We start from the raw sequence: 12,678 nt of genomic DNA on the forward strand, positions 1-12,678 counted from the left end.
TCCTATGAGTTCATTATATCAATCCATGGTTGCCGTTATCGAGCAGTCCATCACGCCGCTGGCGGGGCGTCTGGGGCAACAGAAGTATGTCATCGCCATCCGCGACGGCTTTACCGCCGCGCTGCCGTTTATGATCATCGGCTCCTTTATGCTGGTGTTTATCTTCCCGCCCTTCTCTGCCGATACCACTAACGGTTTCGCGCGCGGCTGGCTCGATTTCTCCCAGACCTACCGCGAGCAGCTGATGCTGCCGTTTAACCTGAGCATGGGCGTGATGACCTTTTTTATCTCGGTCGGGATCGGGGCCAGCCTCGGGCGGCAGTTTAATCTCGATCCGGTGATGTCCGGGCTGCTGGCGTTTATGGCCTTTCTGCTGGTGGCCGCACCCTATGCCGACGGTAAAATCTCCACCCAGTACCTGTCGGGCCAGGGGATTTTTACCGCGCTGATCACCGCCATCTACTCCACCCGCGTCTATGCGTGGCTGAAGCAGAACAACATCACTATCCGCCTGCCGAAAGAGGTGCCCACCGGCGTGGCGCGCTCCTTTGAGATCCTGATCCCGGTGGTGGTGATTATCGGTACGCTGCACCCGCTGAACCTGTTTATCGAGGCGCAAACCGGCATGATCCTGCCTCAAGCGATTATGCACCTGCTGGAGCCGCTGGTTTCGGCATCGGATTCCCTGCCAGCCATCCTGCTCTCCGTCCTGCTGTGCCAGATCTTCTGGTTTGCTGGCATTCACGGGTCGCTGATCGTTACCGGCATTATGAACCCCTTCTGGATGGCGAACCTCTCCGCTAACCAGGCCGCACTGGCGGCGGGCGCGGCGCTGCCTCACGTCTACCTGCAAGGCTTCTGGGATCACTACCTGCTGATTGGCGGCGTTGGCTCAACCCTGCCGCTGGCCTTCCTGCTGCTGCGCAGCCGCGCCACCCATCTGCGCACCATCGGCAAGATGGGCATCGTGCCGAGCTTCTTTAACATCAACGAGCCGATTCTGTTCGGCGCGCCGATTATCATGAACCCGATGCTGTTTATCCCCTTCGTCTTCGTGCCAATGATTAACGCCTGCCTCGCCTATGGCGCAACGAAACTGGGCTGGTTGGCACAGGTCGTTTCCCTGACGCCGTGGACAACGCCCGCCCCTATTGGCGCGTCCTGGGCCGCTAACTGGGCGCTGAGTCCGGTCATCATGTGCGGGATCTGCATGGTGCTGTCCGCCCTGATGTACCTGCCGTTCCTGCGGGCCTACGAGCGTTCGCTGATGAAAACCGAAGAGCAGAAAGCGCAGGACGTCACTCCGCTGGCCGGAACCGTTCGCCAGTAATTAACGGGAGAGAAGAGAGATGAAATACGTATTCCCAGAGCATTTCTGGTGGGGCAGCGCCAGTTCCGCGCTGCAAACCGAAGGCCAGAGCCAGCAGGGCGGCAAAAGCGCGACCACGTGGGACCACTGGTATGCCAGCCAGCCCTGGCGCTTTCACCAGCAGGTCGGTCCGCAGGACACATCGACGTTCTACCAGAACTGGCGGCAGGATATCGCCCTGCTCAAGCAGCTCAACCACAACAGCTTCCGTACCTCGCTGAGCTGGTCGCGGCTGATCCCGGACGGCGTGGGCGAGGTTAATCCTGAGGCGGTGGCGTTCTATAACAACGTTATTGATGAGCTGTTGGCCCAGGGGATCGCTCCATTTATCACCCTGTTCCACTTTGATATGCCGATGGCGATGCAGGAGAAAGGCGGCTGGGAAAACCGTGAGGTGGTGGAGGCGTTTAGCCGCTACGCGCGGATCTGTTTCGAGCTGTTTGGCGATCGGGTGCTGCACTGGTTTACCTTCAACGAGCCAATTGTGCCGGTGGAAGGCGGCTACCTGTATGACTTCCACTACCCCAACGTGGTGGATTTCAGGCGGGCGGCGACGGTGGCTTACCATACCGTGCTGGCACACGCCTCGGCAGTGCGCACCTACCGCGCCGGTCATTATCCTGGCGAGATCGGTATTGTACTTAATCTGACGCCGTCCTATCCGCGCTCAAACAACCCGGCGGATCTGACCGCCGCGCACCATGCCGATCTGCTGTTTAACCGCAGCTTCCTCGACCCGGTGCTGCTTGGCGAGTATCCGGCGGACCTGGTGGCGCTGCTGAAAGATTATGACCAGCTGCCGGCCTGTCTCCCGGAGGACAACGCCCTGATTGCCGATGGCAAAATCGATCTGCTGGGGATCAACTACTACCAGCCGCGACGCGTGAAGTGCCGTGATAGCGCAGTTAATCCAGCCTCGCCGTTTATGCCGGAGTGGCTGTTTGATTATTACGAAATGCCGGGCCGGAAAATGAACCCTTATCGCGGATGGGAAATATACGAGCCGGGTATTTACGACATTCTCACTAATTTACGCGTTAATTACGGCAACCCACGCTGCTTTATTTCAGAGAACGGTATGGGCGTCGAGAATGAGCAGCGTTTTGTTGAAAATGGAAAAATTAACGATCAATACCGGATTGAGTTTGTTTCCGGCCATTTGAAGTGGCTGCATAAGGGTATTCAGGAGGGCTGTCACTGTCTCGGTTATCATATGTGGACGTTTATTGATAACTGGTCATGGTGCAACGGCTATAAAAACCGCTACGGCTTTGTACAGCTCGATTTAGCCAGCCAGACGCGAACGATTAAACGTAGCGGAGAGTGGTTTGCTGCCACCGCCGCCAATAACGGATTCAATGAGGAGCAATAAGATGATTGAACTGGAAGAGGCCGTCATGGAAATTATCGTCAACGCAGGCCAGTCGCGCAGCCTCTGCTTTGAGGCGTTGCACGCCGCGCGCGAAGGCAACTTTGACGAGGCGAACAGCCTGCTGCGTGAGGCGGACGGCTACGCCCGCCAGGCGCACCATATGCAGACCAAACTTATTGAGCAGGACGCCGGGGAAGCCCGCCAGCCGATGACCTTAATTATGGTTCACGCCCAGGATCATTTAATGACCTCACTGCTGGCCCGTGAATTGTCTGAAGAGATTATTCGTCTCTATCAACGTTAATTTACTATGGAGAAATAGCCAGCCCAAATTTTAAGTAATCTGTACCTACGTCAGTACCTCACTATTAATGGTGATAGCGCAATTATTCCGCACCAGGCGGCGGGATAGTTATTGTCTAAAAATAATATATTAGATTGAGACAAAAAATGAAAATAGATAAAAAACTTCCAGTCGCGCTGGCGGTGATGGCTGCCCTTTGCTCTGGTTCAGTCAGCGCCCAGGAGTTTACTCAGGAACAGATCGACGCGATTGTGGCAAAAGCGGTAGATAAAGCCCTCGCGGAGCGGCAAAAGAAAATGGATGTGGCGGTAGATAAAAAAGCCGACGTGATCAACGAGCCGGAGTCAGCGGCCCAGTCGCCAGATATGGCGATCCCCTTTGGCGTCAAGTTTAGCGGCTATGCCCGCTACGGGGCGCAGTTCCAGGGCGGCGATCAGAAATTTGTTGGCGTTGACGGCTCCTATAACGGCTCCTCTGCCATTGGTCGTCTGGGCAACGAGGGCAACGGCGGTGAGTTCCAGCTCTCGAAAGCGTTCAAAGGCAACAACGGCGCCATCTGGGACATCAACGTAATGTTTGATCACTGGGGCGATGAGGTGAACCTGAAAAAAGCCTACGCCGGGGTGACTAACATTCTGGAGTCCAACCCCAACGCCTACCTGTGGGCGGGCCGTGACTTCCACCAGCGTCCGCAGCAGGGCATCAACGACTACTTCTGGATGAACCACGACGGTCAGGGCGCAGGGGTGAAAAACTTCGACATCGGCGGCGTACAGTTTGACGTCGCGGCGGTAGCTGCGGTGGAGTCCTGTAGCCCGGAAGTAATGAACGATGAAGGCAACCCGTCGCGTATCACCTGTACCGGCGGCTCCGGCACCGGTGATAAAGGCAACTACGCTATTACCTCCAAAGTGCACGGCATGAAGGTCGGCCCGCTGGATCTGGAGCTGTACGCCAACTACGGCTTTGACTCGAAGGCGGTAGACACCGACGAGCGTAAAAATGCCTGGCAGGGCGGCGTCGTGCTGAGCCACACCGGTGAGAAAGGGGTAAACAAGGTAATTGCCCGCTACTCGGACAACTCAGACAACAGCGTCTATAACAAAACCGACGACCTGACGGCGATCTACGCCAGCTTCGAGGGTAACTATAAGTTTACCCAGCAGGCGCAGATTGAGTACCTCCTCGCTTTCCACGACTACGATAATGATGCCAATAGCGTGGATAACCGACGCAACTACGGCGCGATCGTGCGTCCGATGTACTGGTGGAACGACGTGCACTCTACCTGGCTGGAAGCGGGCTATCAGCGGGTCGATTTTGACCAGGGTGGGGATAACCACGGCTGGAAGCTGACCCTGTCGCAGAACGTTTCGATTGCAATGGGACCGGAGTTCCGTCCGATGCTGCGCTTCTACGTCACCGGCGGCCAGGTGGATAACGACCGCACCGCACGGGTAAACGGTACGGAGGAGAGCAATCTCGACTCGTTCAACGTCGGCGCGATGTGGGAAGCGTGGTTCTGACGGATAACGCCCGGCGGCGCAGCGCCTGCCGGGCAAAAAGCGATTACCCTTTTACGCGTACTTTCGCAGCCACCAGCAGCGCCGTCAGCAGCATCAGGCTGCCGGAGAGCACCAGCGGCGAGAGCAGGCCGAGGTTATCGAGCGCGTAGCCGCCGACTGCCGCACCGCAGGTATTGGCAAGCTGGATCACCGCAACCTGGATCGATCCAGCTTTTTCCGCCTGATCCGCCAGCGAGCGGGTGATCCACGTCGACCAGCCCACCGGCACCAGCGCAAAGGCTAATCCCCATACTACCGCCACCGCAGAGGCGACGATTTTATCGCTGCCCCAGAGGATCAGCGTCAGGGCGCTAAGGGCCAGCACCAGCGGTGCAACGGCCAACGCCGTTTTCAGCGATTTTTTCAGGAACGCGGATGACATTGAGGTGCCGATAAAGCTGGCAATACCAAAGCTGAGTAGCACCAGCGTCAGGCCATCGACGTCAAAGCCTGCCATGCTCATATAGACCGGGCGGATGTAGGTAAAGAAGGCGAACTGACCGGCAAAGGCCATAAAGATGGCGGTCATCCCCGCCAGCACGCCTGGCCGCTTGAGGATGCCAAACATATTTTCCTTGTGCTGCATCGGCTCGCCTGGCAGGGACGGCAGCGCTTTCCAGACCCACAGCGTACAGACGATCCCCATCACCGCCGCCGCGTTAAAGACGTTACGCCAGCCGATAATACCGCCGAGGAAACTGCCCAGCGGCGCAGCGATCACCAGCGCAATCGACACCGCACCAAAAATTACCGACAGCGCCTTGGGTACCACACGCATCGGGACCAGGCGCATGGTGAGCGAAGCGGACATCGCCCAAAAACCGCCGAGAGCGAGGCCTAAGCAGGCGCGCCCGATGAGCAGCAGGGTAAAGCTGTTGGCAAACGACACCAGCAGGCAGGAGAGAGTTAGCAGCACCGAGAAGATCAGCACCACGTAGCGGCGATCGGTGGTGCGAATGGTCTGGGTGATAAACAGGCTGGCAAACATGGCAACAAAGGCGGTCATGGTGACCGACTGTCCGGCAGTGCCCTCGGAGATGCCTAAATCCTGTGCCATCGGCGTCAGCAGGCTGACCGGTAGAAACTCCACCGTGATGAGGCAGGCCACGCAAAAGGCGACGGCGAAGACGGCTGACCAGTTTGGCCGGGCCAGTTCCGGGTGGGGTTTTCCCTGTAAATGCTCACTCATTTTGCCTCCAGGCAACGTCACAGTGCGGTAAAGTCGCGCAGTGTAACATTCTGAGTGTGACGCATTTAACGTTTTAGCAACTTTCCACTTTTAATGCAGCCAGTGGACGCCCTCGTCAGGCATAAAGAAGGCGTTGTAGCGCATCTGGAAGTTGTTGATGTCGGCCATATCCGGCTCCAGCTCGCGCAGGAAACCCAGCGCCAGACGTATCTGGGCATCGGTCAGCGGCGCGGCCAGACGGGCCTTTTGCAGCGTGCGGTGCCAGTAGTGGAGGTTTTGCTCGCTGCTATCGACAATGCACGCCTGCCAGATCAGCAGCGTCTGGGCGGCATTCTGGAGATGCGCCTCGTCCGGACGAGAGAGGTACTGAATGTACTCCGCGCCTGCGGCTTTACCCAGCTGATCGATCATCGATTCAACCGGCATTGGCGTAGTACCCAGCCGCTCGCTCAGACGACGCACCGCCCGCCGCGAGTCTGAGGTCAAAACGCGAAAACCTACTACAAAAACAATAACCAGCGTCGCCAGCGTTAACCAAATCATGAAAGCTCCTGCCCTGTGCCAGAACGCTTATCATACGGGTAAACGCGGCGACGCATACAGTCTCTTTAGTGCGCTATCCCTGTCGTCACTTTAAAGCTGCGACTCTCCTGCGGGGCCAGCGTCAGCAGGCTGCCGTTGGCCTGTGCCGCCAGAAACCCTTCCGGACGGCAGGTGGCCGGCAGCGCGAACGCCGCGACCTGCTGATCGCCGTTATACAAAATCCAGCGCGTCGCATACTTGAACTCAGCGCTGGAGAAGCGGGTGACGAAAGTCGTGCCGTCCGGCGCGGTCATCTGAAACTCCGGCGTCGCGGTGTAGCGATCCAGCCTGTCGGCAAAGAAGACGATCTCGGGATCGTAATACGCCGGCTCGCTCAGCGTCTTCAGCGTGGTTTCACCCTGCTGGATGCGCTGGTTGAACGCCAGCCACTGCTCGGTGGGTTTCACATGTGCCGGTATAGACTCCCGCAGCGCCAGCGCCTCGTCCGGCAGGTTCTGGCTGAAGGTCGCCTCAGGAACATAGGCATAGTTCATATGACACATATACTGGAGCGGCATCGCCACCGAGGCCAGGTTAGTGACCGTCATATCAATATCGAACAGCGCGCTGGCTTTACGCAGCGTGACCGCGGGCTGCGCCAGGTAGTGATGGCCGAAGCCCATCACGTACTCGTAGCGGCCCCCGACGCGCAGCGTATCGCCGTCGATCTCCAGCCAGGCCTCGTCCATCGCCGCACAGGCCATCTCTCCATGTAGCGCATGGGTGTCCTCCGGCGAGGGGCAGCCGTTGGCCAACAGGCCTGAGTGAAAGGCAAAACAGCCATAGGTTTCGACAATCTCTTTGGCCGGCTTCGGCTGGGTAAACATGTTGCGCATGGTCAGCTCGTGGCCGTCAAATTCCGCGTCCCAGATCATCTGCCCCAGCCAGGGTAAGATCACCAGGTGACCGCGGGCGTTTGCCACCCTCAGGCCTTCAACGCCGCTCGGGTAGCGGAAGGCGCTGACCGTAAAGTCGCCGTTCTCCAGCAGCGTTCGCGGTTGCGTAGTAAAAAGCTCACGCCACAGTGGCAAACAGGTTTTCATAGCGATTCTCCTCAGGAAGCGGTTGCTGCGGTCAGTTCACGACGTACTTTGCTTTCACGCCAGAAATAGATGCCGACGTAGACAAAGCAGAGCATAGAGACGAGGAATGAGAGCTGTAACGAGTGGAACATATCCGCTACGTAGCCCTGCACCGCCGGAACTACCGCCGCGCCAACGATCGCCATCACGATCACTGCCCCCGCCATCTCGGTATGCTCGTTGTCCACCGTATCCAGCGTGCCAGCGTAGATGGTGGCCCAGCATGGCCCAAACAGGATACTGACCAGCACCGCCACGTATACTGCGCTAAAGCTCGGGGCCAGAGCAACGTAAGCCAGGAACAGCGCGCCGATAACAGAGTAGAGGATCAGCACCTTCTCCGGGTTGAAGCGCGTCATCAAAATGTTAGCGACGAATTTGCCGATAAAGAAGCAGGCAAAGCTGTAAACCATAAAGTTAGAGGCATCACGCTCGTTAATATCTCCCAGCTCCAGCGCCAGACGGATAGTGAACGACCAGACCGCAACCTGCATACCGACATAGAGGAACTGCGCCAGAATACCGCGGCGGAAACGGGCGTTGCTCGCCAGGTAGCGAAGGGTGTCCATTGCCGACGGGCGCTTACGGTTCGCCGTCTGCGCGACCTTGCAGGTCGGGAAGCGGGTTAACATAAACAGCACCATCACCACGACCAGCACCATGATCATGTACTTATACGGCTCGAGCGTGTTCTCCAGCATCAGCACTTTAAAGTTATGGATCTGCTCTGGCGTCATGCCCGCCATCTGCTTCTCCAGGCTGTCACCTTCGGAGAAGACCAGGTACTTGCCGAGCAGAATGCCCGCCGCTGCCCCGATCGGGTAGAAGGTCTGGCTCACGTTGAGGCGTAGCGTGGCGTGAGATTTTGGCCCCAGCATTGAACTGTAGGTGTTGGCGGCGGTTTCAAGGAAGCTTAAGCCGATGGCGATGGCAAAAATCGCGGCGAGAAACATGGTGTAGGTTGCCATGTGCGACGCCGGGAAAAAGAGCGTACAGCCGACAATATAGAGCGTCAGGCCAATTAAAATAGCAATCTTATAGCTGCTCTTTTTAATGACCAACGATGCCGGAATAGCAATTAAGAAATAGCCACCGTAAAACGCACTCTGCACTAAGGCAGAGGCGAAGTTACTGAGTGAAAATACGCTTTTAAACTGCGTAATTAAAATATCATTTAACGCTGCGGCGCAGCCCCATAATGGGAACAGGCACGATAACAAAATAAACTGGAACAGAGGGGTCTTATTCAGATACCCATCGGGCATCTGAACGATGTTTTTATCGTTCATAGTGCTACCTTTTACAGTGTAGGGGTTTTTTTATTATTCGTTTATCGCCAGAAACTCATTGAACTGCTCAATGCTGGGATAGGACGATTGGGTGCCTTTGCCCGTTACGCTGAAGGCCGCGAAACGCGAGGCTTTTTTCATGGCGGTTTCCACATCACCGCTCTGGACGTAGTAGTGGGCAAAGCAGCCGATAAAAGCATCGCCCGCGCCGCTGGTATCGACGGCATTCACTTTGATCGCCGGAACATGCACTTCCGTATCACGGGTCATCCACAGTGCACCCTTCTCGCCCATGGTGACGATAATATTATTCAGTCCTTTATCAGTCAGGCTGCGGGCAGCGCGACGAATATTGTCGTAGCTATCGACCGGCATGCCGGTGAGAATCTCCAGCTCGGTTTCATTCGGCACAAAGAAATCACATTTGCAGGCGTAGGACATATCCAGCTCGCGCAGCGCCGGGGCCGGATTTAATAGCACTTCAATGCCGTGTTTTTTCCCAAACTCAATGGCGTGATAGACCGTCTCCAGCTGCACTTCAAGCTGTAAAACGATGAGCTTACATTTCTTCAGATCTTCCGCGGCGCGATCGATATCCTCTGGCGAGAGGAATTTATTCGCCCCTTTAATAATCAAGATACTGTTGCTGGAGTTAGGATTAACGAAAATAGGCGCGACGCCGCTGCTGGTGCACGGCACTTTCTCTACGTAGGTGGTATTGATGCCCCACGACTCGAGGTTGCGGATAGTGTTGTCAGCAAAGATATCATCGCCCACTTTGGTCAGCATCAATACTTTAGAGTTGAGCTTCGCTGCGGCAACGGCCTGATTGGCACCTTTCCCGCCGCAGCCAATCTTGAACGCCGGAGCTTCAAGGGTTTCACCCTCTTTCGGCATCTGGTTGGTGTAGGTGATTAAATCCACCATGTTGGAGCCGATGACTGCGATATCCATTTTCCTACCTCTCAGAAACAAACGCTTAACAATGATATTATCGTAACATTATCATGTTATTTTAGTATCATTTGTGACTCCGCTCGCGATTACAGCAACATTTGATGCCGCAGCGTTCCCGCTCCGGGCGGAAAATGTTACTTTAGGAACATAAAATGATGATTAGGCTGGTAAAGCGGAGAGAGAGAATGGAAACCAAGCAGAAAGAGCGTATTCGTCGCCTGACGGAGTTGCTCAAAAAGACCGACCGCATCCACCTGAAAGATGCAGCGCGGATGCTGGAGGTTTCTGTTATGACCATTCGCCGCGATTTTAGCCAGGAGGAGGAGCCGCTGCCGCTGGCGCTGCTCGGGGGCTACATCGTGATGGTGAACAAGCCTGCCGTCCCGACCACCAGCCAGCCTGCCGCCACTGCCACGCGCCGCCATCACCGGGACGATATGCCGATTGCGATCCTCGCCGCAGGCCTGGTGAGTGAGAACGATCTGGTGTTTTTCGACAACGGCCCGGAGATGCCGCTGGTGATCGATATGATCCCCGACGACATTACCTTCACCGGGATCTGCTATTCGCATCAGGTATTTATGGCGCTGAACGCCAAGCCTAACGCCACGGCTATGCTCTGCGGCGGCACCTATCGCGCCAAAAGCGACGCTTTTTACGATCCGAATAACCCGTCAATTCTCGACTCGCTCAACCCGCGAAAGGTGTTTATCTCGGCCAGCGGTGTACACGAACACTATGGCGTGACCTGGTTCAACCTCGACGATCTGCCGGTGAAACGCAAAGCCATGGAACATGGCATCCGCAAGATTTTGCTGGCGCGTTACGCGCTCTTCGATGAAGTGGCCCCCGCCAGCATCGCCCCACTCGCGCAGTTTGACGTGCTGATCAGCGACCGCCCGCTACCGGCAGAGTATGCAGCGCACTGCCGGAACGGCTCGGTTAAAGCGATCACCCCTGACGCTGAAGGCGAATAAGCTACTCGAAAAAGACGGCAATTTTGTTAAACATGGTGGGATCGGACTGGTTCCGCACCACTTTTACTACGTCCTCCAGTTTGTCGATCTGGCTAATCATCTGCTCCAGCCGCTGATCGTCCGCTACCAGCAGCCAGATGCGGCTCTGCTCCCCGCCCGGTAGCGGCAGGCAAAGAATGCCCTCTACGTTAAAGGCGCGTCGGGCAAAAAGGCCGCAGACGTGGGTCATCACCCCAGGGTGGTTGCGCACGGTGAGTTCCAGAATAACGTTGTCATGTGTTGATTGTGGCATGGCTTATTCTCCCACCATTTCAGTATTGGCCGCGCCCGGCGGAACCATCGGATAGACTTTTTGCTCGGCATCGGTACGAACGTGGATCAGCGCCGGACCCGGACGGGAGATGATCTCCTGCAGGGCCGCCTGCGGATCGGCCGCAGCGTTTAAATCACAGGTATGCAGGCCAAACCCGGCGGCGATCTGCATAAAGTTGATCATGCCCGGATAGGTGGCGGCAAATACGCCCTGCTTGTAGAACAGGCTCTGCTGCTGATGCACCAGCCCCAGCGCCTCGTTATTCATCAGGATGATTTTGATATCGAGCTGGTTTTCAGCAGCGGTGGCCATCTCCTGAATGTTCATCATCAGGCTACCGTCGCCGGAGAAGCAGAGCACTTTGCGATCGGGATTGGCCAGCGCTGCGCCAATAGCCGCTGGCAGGCCGAAGCCCATGGTGCCTAACCCTCCGGAGGTGAGCCACTGGCGCGGGCGGTTGAGCGGGTAGGCCTGAGCGGTCCACATCTGATGCTGCCCTACGTCAGTGGTGATAATCGCGCTGTCATCAACGCAGGCCGCGACGGCGTTGATTAACCCGTAGTGGCTCAGCGGATCGTCCACGCCCGGCATGTTCGCCGGAAACTCCTGCTGCAGCTGCGCCACGGTATTGCGCCAGGCATCACGCGTATCCTCTGCAATCAGTGGAATCAGCTGGTTCAGCACCTCGCCGACGTCACCCTGAATAGCGCAGTGCGGTTGCTTGATTTTACCCAGCTCGGCGCGGTCGATATCGACATGGATAATTTTGGCGTTCGGGCAGAAGGTTTCGGTCTTACCAATCGCCCGGTCATCAAAACGCGCGCCCATGACTACCAGCAGATCGGCCTCATGCAGGATAAAGTTGGTACTGCGTGCGCCGTGCATCCCCAGCATGCCCAGCGACAGCGGATGCTGTTTCGGCAGCATGCCGAGCGCCATCAGCGTCATGGTCGTGGGCAGGCTGGCCTTCTCCGCCAGAGTCCGCACCTGCTCAGGGGCGTTAATCACCCCGCCGCCCAGGTAGAGCACCGGACGCTGGGCCTGGTTAATCATCGCCGCCGCCTCACGCACGCTCTCCATGCTGAACGCCGGGGCGGGGGCGGTATCACCTGGCTCCGGTAGAATGTCTAATTCGATCTCTGCGGTTTGAATATCCTTAGGAATATCTATCCACACCGGGCCGGGACGGCCTGACTGGGCAATACGGAACGCGTCGCTAATGACCTGCGGCAGCTCGCGGATGTCGCGTACCAGATAGTTGTGCTTGGTGATGGGGATAGAGATGCCGTAGGTGTCTACTTCCTGGAAGGCGTCGGTCCCGATCATTGACGAGGGAACCTGACCCGTAATGCAGACCAGCGGAATGGAGTCGAGGCGCGCATCGGCAATGGCGGTCACCAGGTTGGTGGCCCCCGGCCCGCTACAGGCCATACAGACGGCGGGTTTCCCTTGGGTGCGCGCCATACCCTGAGCGATAAAGCCTGCGCCCTGCTCGTGGCGGGCCAGTACGTGACGGATCTGCGTGCTTTGACTCAGGGCGTCATACAGCGGCAGCACCGTGCCGCCTGGGATGCCGGTGACGATGGAGATGCCCTGGCGCTCCAGTAAATGAACGATTAACTGTGCGCCAGTAAAGCGCCTTGCCTGTGAGGTTGTGCCCAAACTTGCCATGCTCCAGT

12 protein-coding genes are annotated in these 12,678 nt (G+C 57.1%); 5 read left to right on the top strand and 7 right to left on the bottom strand.

The window, feature by feature from the left end; genetic code table 11:
• Nucleotides 1-4 precede the first annotated feature (4 nt).
• From RTN40_RS09320 to RTN40_RS09335, 4 genes are all read left to right on the top strand, one after another.
• Nucleotides 5-1,330 (top strand): PTS sugar transporter subunit IIC, encoded by a 1,326-nt coding sequence (locus RTN40_RS09320; protein WP_312228212.1) that lies wholly within the window; start codon nucleotides 5-7, stop codon nucleotides 1,328-1,330.
• Between the two features lie 19 nt (nucleotides 1,331-1,349).
• Nucleotides 1,350-2,741, top strand: a complete 1,392-nt coding sequence (locus RTN40_RS09325) for a glycoside hydrolase family 1 protein (RefSeq protein WP_312228213.1) — start codon at nucleotides 1,350-1,352, stop codon at nucleotides 2,739-2,741.
• A gap of 1 nt (nucleotide 2,742) precedes the next feature.
• Nucleotides 2,743-3,045, top strand: a complete 303-nt coding sequence (locus RTN40_RS09330; protein WP_042393431.1) for a PTS lactose/cellobiose transporter subunit IIA — start codon at nucleotides 2,743-2,745, stop codon at nucleotides 3,043-3,045.
• A gap of 146 nt (nucleotides 3,046-3,191) precedes the next feature.
• Nucleotides 3,192-4,571: a carbohydrate porin gene (locus tag RTN40_RS09335; RefSeq protein ID WP_312228214.1), complete on the top strand. Its 1,380-nt coding sequence runs from the start codon at nucleotides 3,192-3,194 to the stop codon at nucleotides 4,569-4,571.
• Nucleotides 4,572-4,614: 43 nt separating this feature from the next.
• Here RTN40_RS09335 and nepI read toward each other — a convergent pair whose 3' ends face one another.
• The 5 genes from nepI to rbsK all read right to left on the bottom strand — a co-directional run bounded on the left by nepI (nucleotide 4,615) and on the right by rbsK (nucleotide 9,706).
• Entirely contained in the window at nucleotides 4,615-5,799 is a 1,185-nt protein-coding gene (nepI, locus tag RTN40_RS09340) for a purine ribonucleoside efflux pump NepI (RefSeq protein ID WP_312228215.1), read from the bottom strand.
• 90 nt (nucleotides 5,800-5,889) lie between these two features.
• A complete protein-coding gene (locus tag RTN40_RS09345; protein WP_409418521.1) occupies nucleotides 5,890-6,342 on the bottom strand; it encodes a DUF1198 domain-containing protein in 453 nt (150 codons plus the stop codon).
• A gap of 65 nt (nucleotides 6,343-6,407) precedes the next feature.
• A complete protein-coding gene (locus tag RTN40_RS09350; protein ID WP_312228216.1) occupies nucleotides 6,408-7,424 on the bottom strand; it encodes an aldose 1-epimerase family protein in 1,017 nt (338 codons plus the stop codon).
• A gap of 11 nt (nucleotides 7,425-7,435) precedes the next feature.
• Nucleotides 7,436-8,752, bottom strand: a complete 1,317-nt coding sequence (gene fucP / locus RTN40_RS09355; RefSeq protein WP_312228217.1) for an L-fucose:H+ symporter permease — start codon at nucleotides 8,750-8,752, stop codon at nucleotides 7,436-7,438.
• A gap of 33 nt (nucleotides 8,753-8,785) precedes the next feature.
• Nucleotides 8,786-9,706: a ribokinase gene (rbsK, locus tag RTN40_RS09360; protein WP_312211665.1), complete on the bottom strand. Its 921-nt coding sequence runs from the start codon at nucleotides 9,704-9,706 to the stop codon at nucleotides 8,786-8,788.
• A gap of 188 nt (nucleotides 9,707-9,894) precedes the next feature.
• Between rbsK and RTN40_RS09365 the strand changes: the two genes are divergently transcribed.
• Nucleotides 9,895-10,686 carry a DeoR family transcriptional regulator gene (locus RTN40_RS09365; RefSeq protein WP_312228218.1) on the top strand — a complete coding sequence of 264 codons (792 nt, stop codon included), beginning with the start codon at nucleotides 9,895-9,897 and terminating at the stop codon, nucleotides 10,684-10,686.
• Between the two features lies 1 nt (nucleotide 10,687).
• On the opposite strand, the gene ilvN is transcribed toward RTN40_RS09365, so the two are convergent.
• Together ilvN and ilvB are read right to left on the bottom strand one after the other, a co-directional pair.
• Nucleotides 10,688-10,978 (bottom strand): acetolactate synthase small subunit, encoded by a 291-nt coding sequence (ilvN, locus tag RTN40_RS09370; protein ID WP_312211663.1) that lies wholly within the window; start codon nucleotides 10,976-10,978, stop codon nucleotides 10,688-10,690.
• A gap of 3 nt (nucleotides 10,979-10,981) precedes the next feature.
• On the bottom strand, nucleotides 10,982-12,670 hold the full coding sequence (ilvB, locus tag RTN40_RS09375) for an acetolactate synthase large subunit (protein ID WP_312228219.1): 1,689 nt from the start codon (nucleotides 12,668-12,670) through the stop codon (nucleotides 10,982-10,984).
• Nucleotides 12,671-12,678 lie beyond the last annotated feature (8 nt).

The sequence above is a fragment of the Pseudescherichia sp. genome, from assembly GCF_031987975.1.
In the GTDB taxonomy this organism is placed as follows: Bacteria; Pseudomonadota; Gammaproteobacteria; order Enterobacterales; family Enterobacteriaceae; genus Pseudescherichia.

Excerpts from the sequence above, each read along its gene's own strand:
- RTN40_RS09345 (WP_409418521.1), bottom strand. The coding sequence starts at position 6,342 with ATGATTTGGTTAACGCTGGCGACGCTGGTTATTGTTTTTGTAGTAGGT.
- RTN40_RS09350 (WP_312228216.1), bottom strand. The coding sequence starts at position 7,424 with ATGAAAACCTGTTTGCCACTGTGGCGTGAGCTTTTTACTACGCAACCG.
- RTN40_RS09335 (WP_312228214.1), top strand. The coding sequence starts at position 3,192 with ATGAAAATAGATAAAAAACTTCCAGTCGCGCTGGCGGTGATGGCTGCC.
- nepI (WP_312228215.1), bottom strand. The coding sequence starts at position 5,799 with ATGAGTGAGCATTTACAGGGAAAACCCCACCCGGAACTGGCCCGGCCA.
- ilvB (WP_312228219.1), bottom strand. The coding sequence starts at position 12,670 with ATGGCAAGTTTGGGCACAACCTCACAGGCAAGGCGCTTTACTGGCGCA.
- ilvN (WP_312211663.1), bottom strand. The coding sequence starts at position 10,978 with ATGCCACAATCAACACATGACAACGTTATTCTGGAACTCACCGTGCGC.
- RTN40_RS09330 (WP_042393431.1), top strand. The coding sequence starts at position 2,743 with ATGATTGAACTGGAAGAGGCCGTCATGGAAATTATCGTCAACGCAGGC.
- rbsK (WP_312211665.1), bottom strand. The coding sequence starts at position 9,706 with ATGGATATCGCAGTCATCGGCTCCAACATGGTGGATTTAATCACCTAC.
- RTN40_RS09365 (WP_312228218.1), top strand. The coding sequence starts at position 9,895 with ATGGAAACCAAGCAGAAAGAGCGTATTCGTCGCCTGACGGAGTTGCTC.
- RTN40_RS09320 (WP_312228212.1), top strand. The coding sequence starts at position 5 with ATGAGTTCATTATATCAATCCATGGTTGCCGTTATCGAGCAGTCCATC.
- RTN40_RS09325 (WP_312228213.1), top strand. The coding sequence starts at position 1,350 with ATGAAATACGTATTCCCAGAGCATTTCTGGTGGGGCAGCGCCAGTTCC.
- fucP (WP_312228217.1), bottom strand. The coding sequence starts at position 8,752 with ATGAACGATAAAAACATCGTTCAGATGCCCGATGGGTATCTGAATAAG.